Origin of the sequence: Streptomyces ureilyticus, assembly GCF_011045025.1 — a bacterium.
GTDB lineage: Bacteria > Actinomycetota > Actinomycetes > Streptomycetales > Streptomycetaceae > Streptomyces > Streptomyces ureilyticus.
On sequence record NZ_JAAKZX010000320.1, the window covers coordinates 1 to 8,121 of the forward strand.

The 8,121-nt window shown below is 65.7% G+C and carries 7 protein-coding genes and 1 pseudogene; all 8 read right to left on the reverse strand.

The window, feature by feature from the left end:
- A pseudogene (locus G6048_RS45245) lies at window positions 1–339 on the reverse strand (hypothetical protein); the annotation flags it as partial.
- Between the two features lie 5 nt (window positions 340–344).
- The gene (locus tag G6048_RS45250; protein ID WP_165345444.1) at window positions 345–1,079 is read right to left on the reverse strand and encodes a hypothetical protein; all 735 of its coding nucleotides are present in this window, start codon (window positions 1,077–1,079) and stop codon (window positions 345–347) included.
- Window positions 1,072–1,335, reverse strand: a complete 264-nt coding sequence (locus tag G6048_RS45255) for a hypothetical protein (RefSeq protein WP_165345445.1) — start codon at window positions 1,333–1,335, stop codon at window positions 1,072–1,074. Before G6048_RS45255 ends, G6048_RS45250 begins: the two co-directional genes overlap by 8 nt.
- A gap of 12 nt (window positions 1,336–1,347) precedes the next feature.
- Window positions 1,348–2,904 carry a hypothetical protein gene (locus G6048_RS45260; protein ID WP_165345446.1) on the reverse strand — a complete coding sequence of 519 codons (1,557 nt, stop codon included), beginning with the start codon at window positions 2,902–2,904 and terminating at the stop codon, window positions 1,348–1,350.
- A gap of 6 nt (window positions 2,905–2,910) precedes the next feature.
- Window positions 2,911–3,939, reverse strand: coding sequence for a hypothetical protein (locus G6048_RS45265; protein ID WP_165345447.1), 1,029 nt, complete (start codon window positions 3,937–3,939; stop codon window positions 2,911–2,913).
- Window positions 3,940–3,972: 33 nt separating this feature from the next.
- Window positions 3,973–5,943: a hypothetical protein gene (locus tag G6048_RS45270; RefSeq protein ID WP_165345448.1), complete on the reverse strand. Its 1,971-nt coding sequence runs from the start codon at window positions 5,941–5,943 to the stop codon at window positions 3,973–3,975.
- Between the two features lie 19 nt (window positions 5,944–5,962).
- Window positions 5,963–7,099 carry a S8 family peptidase gene (locus G6048_RS45275; protein ID WP_165345449.1) on the reverse strand — a complete coding sequence of 379 codons (1,137 nt, stop codon included), beginning with the start codon at window positions 7,097–7,099 and terminating at the stop codon, window positions 5,963–5,965.
- 233 nt (window positions 7,100–7,332) lie between these two features.
- Window positions 7,333–8,121 (reverse strand): helix-turn-helix transcriptional regulator (locus tag G6048_RS50610; protein ID WP_328828868.1); only part of this gene is annotated, 789 nt, incomplete at its 5' end.

Here is an 8,121-nt window from a genome sequence, read left to right on the forward strand (position 1 = left end):
GGCAGGGGCAGGGGCAGGGAGAACGTACGGCGCCGACGTCGACTCTGGAACTGGTGGCACCGGAGCCGCTGGTGCGGGGGTGACCGGCTCGGCCGGGGCGCGGAGCTGGTCGGGCTGGAGGGGAACGGCGCCGACCGGTTGCTGCCCTGGCCACAGTGTCACGACGTACTCCTGCTCGTCCCCGCCACTGACCGCCGCGGGTTGGCCGAGGACCTCACCGTCGTCGCGGCTCAGCGACAACGAGAGCGCTCCGATGCGCGCCGGCCTGCTGGTGCGCTGGCCCGCACCGTAGTGGCCGGCCACCAGCCGCTCGTACGCTCGGGTATCGGCGCTGCGCATGTGGATCACGTCCTCACGTTCACCTTGACAACGGCGTACTGGTCGAACGCCACCACGACGTCGTTGTCGGCGCGCAGCGCGTTACCCGGCGCGAGCTGGATCAGCAGCTCGCGGTCACTGGTCGCCAGTACGTCGGCCAATACTTCGTTGACCACGGCAACAGGCTGGAACGCCGGGTCGACCCCCAGGTGCCGACCCTCGATCAGCAAGCAGGGCCCGTCGTCGTCCGCGACGGACAGGCTGACCGCGCCGATCGTCGGCGGGCTCTGGTTCCGCCTCGACTTCTGGATCTTCTTGGCCAACATGGTGTAGTCGATGTCGTTGCCGGAGACCTGCCCGAGATCCACGTCGCGCTCCTGAAGCTGCTCGAGATCGTCGACCGAGCTGACGCCCAGCTTGCGGAGCTTCTTCCTGGTCTCCTGGTCCACATCGATCTGGTCGATGGTGACGTCGGTGGTACCGCGCGGCAGTTTCGTCGTCGCCCGCACCTGCTGATCGGTGATCGAGTTCAGCGAGATGGTGACCTTCGAAGCGCCTTCCTGACCGGGCTGAGCGGTGAGGAACCGGATCTGCTCGCCGTCGTACGACGGGAACGTGTTCAGGTCGAGCGCGAGTTCCTTGACGGTGTAGCTGAGCGGCTTGTTGACGGCCTTCACCGCAAGTGTTTCGCGCGTCTTGTCCAGCTCGACGACGAGCGAGTCGACGAAGTCCTCAAGCTGCCAGGCGGTGTTGTCAGTCATCACCGGCTCCCCGCTCGACGGTGAACCGCATCTGGTGGTACGACGGCCGCAACGACGTGTCCACGTAGTACAGCGGAGGTGTGGTTCCGATCCGCTGCGCGCCCTCCGCATCCGTTGTCACGTCGAGCTCGATCGGCGACTCGATGTGGTAGCGGGTGATGTAGGCACGGACGCCGGCCTCGTCGTCGACGTACTCGTCGATCGCGGGCAGCATCGCCAGCACCAACGCGTGCAGTGGAATGAAAGCCTCGTCCATGGCGGTCGCCTCCTAGCCTGAGTTCTGGCCGGCCGGCATGAGTTGCACCAGGTCGGCGAACTCCACACCGAATCCCTCGAAGGCATACGTCGCCTCGCCGTCAGCGGAGGACACGTCGCCCGAGGAACCGGAAGTGAGCCCGATCAGCCGGACCGCGTCCGGCAGCGGAAGCGCAACCTGTTCGTCGTCGACGCCGAGCACGCGACCGTAGGCATCGATCTCGCGTACTGCGGAAACCACGAAGTTCCGCAAGGAGAAGACCGGTACCACCCAGACCATGCCGCGTTCGTCCGTGCGCCCCTTCAGCTTCACCGAGTGCACAAGCTCGCGGGACTGCTGCCGGGCGAAGTCCGCGGTGCTGAAGGCCGCCAGCCGGTCCGGGGCGAGCGGGTTTCCACCCGGCCACAGCGAGGCCAGCTTGTTCAGCTCGGAGAGGCTGAGTTCGATCCCGGCCTTCATCCGCCCCTCGGCCCGGTCGATCGTGCTGTCGGCGGCCGGCGGCGTACGGAGCATTCTCGTCTCCATCAGCCCGTTGGCCAGTGCCGCGGGTTCGATCAGCACGGAATACCGGACGGCGGCTTCCAGCGCCCAGTGGTAGACCTTGTACGTCCCGTCGTGGCTGACCGGCGACTCCCAGATCTTGTTCCAGTACGGCCGGAACCGGGTCATGTCAGTGAGCTCCTGCGATCCGGGTACGGCTGAGCCCTGCTCTTTGACGAAGTACCTGCCGACCAGAACGAGCTCCGTGGTCGCAGTGGTCCGGTAGGTCTGTCCGGCACTGCCGGGCCACCGCAGCTCGCCTGACACCGATAGCAGATGGCCTGTTGGCAGCTGGGCAAGCTCGGCCTGGGTGAGGTCTGCGTCGATGACCACGCCTGGTTGCAGTTGCCGCAGCCGGAACGCCCTGTCCAGCAGCACGGAGCTGTCCGTCGGGTCCGTGATCCGGATCGTCAGGATCGCCTTCGGCAGCGGCGTACCGGGCCCGGACCGGCCGACATTGAGACTGACCTGCAGCCGGATGTCGCGGTCGCGCGCGAAGAGGGCGGCGGACCGGCCGTTCCAGGCCATGGCGAGGCCGGGCACGAACGACAGCACCGCCCGGCTATTGACCATCGACGACGGTGCGGGTGCCGGCGGAGAGGCGACGGCGAATTCCACGCTGAGGGTGCGGCAGGCGACCTGTCGCGCGGGCCGGAAGGTGGTGCTCATCGTCGTAGGCCTTTCCCACGGCAGCGCGTGCAGCACGGGCACTGTGACAACGCGGGAAAACGCCGGCGACCGGCCGTCGCGGGACGCGTAACTGAACAACTGTGCGTACATCCGGCCGCTGCTGAACCCGTCCGCCGGGACGGTGACGTCCCGACGCGTATCGATCTGGAAACCGGCCTGGTCGTTGACCGCCATCGGCGTACGGAACTCGACCTCGTCGACGGTGTCGGCTGAGTAGCCATCGTCACGGCGGACCTCCCTGCCGATCGTCAGTTCGTAGAACGGATTGGTGCCGGTGTCGATGCTGAAGCGCAGACCTGACTGGTCAGTGTCGAGCAGCCGCAGGATCGCCAGGGACATCGCGGGTCACTTCGGTGGCGCCTGTCCGGGAGCTCCGGCCGGAGGGGGCGTGAGAGCCTTGACGCCGCCGTCGGCGTACATGTTCGCGAAGTTGTCGAGCTTGAAGTAGTCGGTCGCGAACTCGATCCGTACCAGCCCTTTCAGCGTGGCGGACAGATCATCGGTCGCCTTCTTGTCCGAGGTGTTCACTTGGATGTTCGTGTTCGACACGCTCAACTCGGCACTCGGGCCACCGAACATCGCCCCGAATCCGCCGCCGAACGACGTCTCCAGCGTGGCCACATTGATGTTGGTGTCGTCGTGGTGCGCCTTGCTCTCGCGGTTCGCCTTGATGCTGAACTCGACACCGGCTTCGATCAGACCCTTCTTCACGACCAGCCGGGTGACACCCATCAGCAGCACTTCCCGCAACGCGGCCCGGTGCTCCTTGGCCATGTTGATCTTCGCCTCGAGGATGGCCCGCTTCACCTCCGCGTCCTCGGTGTCGACCTTGTCCCCCTCGGGGTTGGTGAGGGCGAGTTTGCTGCTCCCGTCGGGTTGTTTCTCAACCACGACGTTGAACTGGTCACTCTTGCTCTCTGCCAGGGTCGCGAAGCTCTCGTCGTCCCCGATCTTCTTGATGAAGTCCGCGGTGGACTTCGTCGCTTCCTTCATCAACTTGATGTAGGCGTCCGTCTGTTGCTTCATCACCTTGAGGTTCGCGTCGAACACGGCCCCGAGCAGGTCCGCGACGAAGGCCGGGAAGTCGACCGATTCGACCAGCTCGTTGAAGGCTGCAGTGTCGCCGGTGAACCCGGGGTCGTAGCCCTTGTAGCCCATCTCCTCGCCGGTGTCAGTGGCCATCGCGCGAGCGACGCCGTACCGGTTGCGCTGCTCGTCGAGGTTCTCCTCCACCAGCGACAGGTAGATGCTCTGCTGGTCGGGCAGGCTCAACGCCTGGAACATCCGGCTGGGGGCAAGCACTTCCACCGCCTGCGCCCTGGCCCGCGCCACCATGTCCTGCTCACTGGGAGTCGTCACCACGTTGTTGGTCATCGTCAGCTCCGCACCTGGTCTCAACAGCCTGGATCAGAAGTCCCACTCGTCCTGCGGCGCGCCGGCCCCGGCGCCTGCCTTGTCCGGCTTAAAGCCGAGACCCTGCCCCGGTGACATCAGCTCGTCGATCCTGGGGCCATAGCCGGATCCGTTCGGCGAGGCGGTGGGGGCTGCGGCCCTGGCAGCCTCCTTGAGGTCATCGGCCAGCGCCTCCTGCAGGATGCTCTGGGTCGTGATGAATGCCTCGACCTCGCTGATGAACGCGGAGAAGTTCTCGTCCTTCTCGAAGACCGCCGGATCGTAGTCGGCGATCGCGCGGATGATGTTGTAACCGCCCTGCGCCTTGTTCTGCAGCACAGTGGCCCGCGGCCGCGCGTGGTTCATCTCCAGGTGGAGCTTCTCGACGACCTTCCACCAGGTGCCGCCCGACGGGGCGAGCTGGGTGAGCACCTCGCGGTGCATCAGGATCCGCCGGGTGACGAAGTCGAGCTCGTCATCGATCAGCGGGGTCATCACCGTGGCCATCCCGGTGCAGCGCAGTGACAGGTTGTAGCGAAGGTCCTCGACGGCCTGCATCACGCCCTGCGGTGACACCCGGTTCGCCGGGTGCGGGCTCAGCTGGGCTCGCTCCAGGTACCGCGCCGACTCCAGCATCAGGACCTTCCACAACTGCGGGAAATCGTCGTTCACGATCAGATCGTCGGGGACCTGGCCGGTGCCGGATCCCTGGTCGAAGACCTTCCGGTAGAACAGTTGCCGCTCGGCGGGCTCCGTACGGTCCAGCACGCGCTTCAGGTTGGTGCGCGTGTCGGTGACGGTGAACTTGTTGGAGAAGACGTACATCTGCAGGTCCGCCCGCAGCCGGTTGTCCTCGATGTCGAAGCCCTCTCGCATCAGGTAACGACGGGTGAAGTAGTCGACCGCGCCGAACACCTGCAGCTCGTCGCCGAGCACCATCGTGTAGAAGAGCTGCGCGGCACACTTGACCGCGGACGAGCTGACCTGAGCCTGCTCACGGTCGTCGGTCAGGAACTCGACGTTGAACTCCCGGTCGGGATCGGGGCGATCGCCCTGGTTGTCGTCCTCGAGCTCGATCCCGCCGCTGATCTGGGTGATGAACAGCGGCAGGAAGTAGTTGATGTTCTTGGCGGTGATCTCCACCGGAGAGTTCTTCAGGTACTTCACCAGTTGCGGCAGCATGGCGGGCTTGATCACGCCGATGTCGGCGTTCTTGATCAGCGTGTGCCACTTGCCGTTGTAGATGAAGTCGTCGACCAGGGCATCCACATCGTGCTGGAAGGCCGGCGACGACAGCGGGAGGCCAGCCGCGATCAGCCTGCTGACGATGTCGCTGTCGTCCTTGTCGTACTGCGGGACCTTGAGCTGCTCCTCGAAGATCAAGGTCCGGGCAGCGCTGACGACGGCGTAGTCGATGAAGGTCTTGACCCCGCCCGGGTTGTTCAGCAGGAAGTTCGTCAGGCTCTTCGCATCGTTCAGCTTCATGACGTGGAAGCCGAACGCGATCAGATAGCCGCGGATCGCCGGATACCTGGTGTCGAGGACGGCGCGCATATTGAAGCCGAGATGCCGCCACCGGTGCGCCAGCACCTCGTCGAATGCGTACCGCAGTTCGGACAGGACCGGGGTCGCGTCGATCCGCTCCAGCAGCGTGAAGGAAACCTTGTCTTCGGGGGCCGACAAGAACTTGTCGACCAGACTGCCAGTCGCCCAGAAGTCGCCGCCGACCTTGACGGCACGCCGGGGGGTCAGCCGGTTCTTGAGGATCTCCATCCCCTGAAACTGGGTCGAGCCGCTCGCAGAGCCTTTTGCCGGGCTGCCAGAAGTCGGCTTCGTGGAGAAGATCCGCCGGTTCAGCACTTTGTCCAGCTCAGCAAGGTGGCGTGCGACGGTGCCGTCGGTCTCCGAGACGAAGTCGTGGTTGGTGGCGGTCGGCCGCTTGATCCTGAAGTCTGACCGCCCGTTCGTGGGGAAGGTCGTGGCCATGATGTCCTTCTTCCGGATCTCAGTTGAGCGAATAGCTGAGCAGTTTGAACGCATCGACGAGGTTGATCAGCCCGTACCCTGCGTGCTCGGACCGCGGCCGCCGGTCAGGTTTGTCGGACGTGTGCCGCAGGATGTCGAGGATCTCCGCGTTGCCGAGCCGGTGTTGCCGTTCCAGGGCATACGACTTGAGCAGTCCGATGCCGCCCGCGACGTACGGCGAGGCCTGGGAGGTGCCGGACGCGACCGCATAGCCGCCGTGGGCATAGGAGCTGTGAACGTCGACGCCAGGGGCCAGCACGGTGATCTGAGCACCGTACGACGTGAACGCTGTGACCCCACCATCCGGCCCGGCGGCGCCGACGGCGACCACACCCGGCAGCGCTCCCGGGTAGTACCGTTCGGCCGATCCGTCGTTGCCACTGGCCGCGACTACAGCCACGCCCTTGCCGATTGCATAGCGAATGACATCGGCGTGCGGAAGGCCGCCACCTTCGTGCTTCACGCCGAGGCTCATGTTGATGATGTCCGCACCGCTGTCGACGGCCCACTTGATCGCCGGGTTGATGTTGTCGACCAGGCCGGCGCCGATGAGCTTGTCGCCGTCGCGCATGGTCGCGAGCACCCGGACCGCCAGCAGGCGGCAGTCCGGCGCGACCCCCTCAGCCATCCGGAGACCCAACCCGGCAATAATCCCACTGACGTGCGTGCCGTGACCGATGTCGTCGCCCGGCTCCGCGTCGTACCCGCTAATGTCGCCGACGAAGGCGGACGTATCCATGCCCTTCAGCTCGACAAAGTCCGCGCCGGCCACCACCTTGCCCGCGAGCTCCGGATGATCGACGTCGACACCGGTGTCGAGGACCGCGATCTTCACCCGGGCGTCGCCTTTGGTGATCACCTTGGCGTACCCAAGGCCGGTGCGGTCGATCCGGGTGCCGATCGAGGCTGGCCTGGACAGCACGGGACTTGGAACCGGCGCGGCAACGATCTCCAGGCGACGAGCCTCTTCGACGGACGGTAGGGCACGCAGCTGGACGAGCAGCGGTTCGGGGACCTCGGCGTCACTGCGGAGGATCAGCCGATAGGTCCGGTCCAGGCCTTGTGCCAGCTCGCCACTGTCCCAGCGGTTCGCGGCCGGTCTGTACTCCCTCGTCACCCAGACGGGCAGACTGTAGCGCCGCAGTACGTCGTCGACCTCGGGCGTCGTCGTGATGAGCGCCGCCGATTTGTCGTTGCCGAACGTGGGCCAGTCCGGGACCGCCAGCCCGCCGGGCAGCGCCCTGTGGAGCTTGATGGCGATGTGGTGTTTCATCTGGGCCTCGATGGCTCGACGGTTTGCTGTCAGTAACTCACCGCGTCGGCCGGACCGGTATGAGTACAAGTACTACCTCAGTGGGCGATCGGCAGCAGACCGATCGCCTGGGCTCGATTGACAGCTACCAATCGGTCGTGGGCGTTCAGCTTCCGGTACAGACTGCCGAGGTGCTTATGCACCGTGCGTGGCGAGACGGACAGCCGAGACGCGATGGACTGCGCCAGAAGTCCCTCGCTGAGCATCCCTAGGACCTGCAGTTCACGTGGGGTGACACCGTGTTCCGCCGCGAGCCGGCGCCTGTTCGACTCGACCTGCCGATCAATTCCCGGCCGAGCCTCGAGATGGCAAAGGTGCCTGTCCAGCGCGGCGACCGGTTGTTGCAAGATGGCCAGCAGCTCGACCTCGGCGGCCGTGAACCTCGACTTCTTGGCGAACACCATCAGCCGCAGTTCCGCAGAATCCAGCCCGAGCGGGAGTTGCGCGAACTCGATGGGAAGCAACACGCCGGCGAGAATGGTGATCGCGACGCTGCGGGGCCACGGGTCGGCACCAGCCTCGACGGGCAAGGTCTCGGGGCCGTCGTACCGCATCAGTCGCGCGACTGTCTCAGCATCCTCCTGGGTCACCAACCTCATCCGGATCGCCTCGGTGAGCACAGGCCAGCAGACCACCTTGCAGGTGCGGACCACGACGTCCACCTGGAGGTAGGCGGCCGCTGAGGCACTGAGCAAGGTTGCCAGCCGAACACAGGCGATCTCGCGAGCAGAGGCCGGATCGTCAACAGCAGCGAGCGCGTCGCCGAGCAGGCCCAGCGAGGCTCCCAAAGCCGTTCCGCTGCCCTCCACCGAACTGCCCCCCCCACC

Excerpts from the sequence above, each read along its gene's own strand:
- G6048_RS45270 (WP_165345448.1), bottom strand. The coding sequence starts at position 5,943 with ATGGCCACGACCTTCCCCACGAACGGGCGGTCAGACTTCAGGATCAAG.
- G6048_RS45250 (WP_165345444.1), bottom strand. The coding sequence starts at position 1,079 with ATGACTGACAACACCGCCTGGCAGCTTGAGGACTTCGTCGACTCGCTC.
- G6048_RS45265 (WP_165345447.1), bottom strand. The coding sequence starts at position 3,939 with ATGACCAACAACGTGGTGACGACTCCCAGTGAGCAGGACATGGTGGCG.
- G6048_RS45255 (WP_165345445.1), bottom strand. The coding sequence starts at position 1,335 with ATGGACGAGGCTTTCATTCCACTGCACGCGTTGGTGCTGGCGATGCTG.
- G6048_RS45260 (WP_165345446.1), bottom strand. The coding sequence starts at position 2,904 with ATGTCCCTGGCGATCCTGCGGCTGCTCGACACTGACCAGTCAGGTCTG.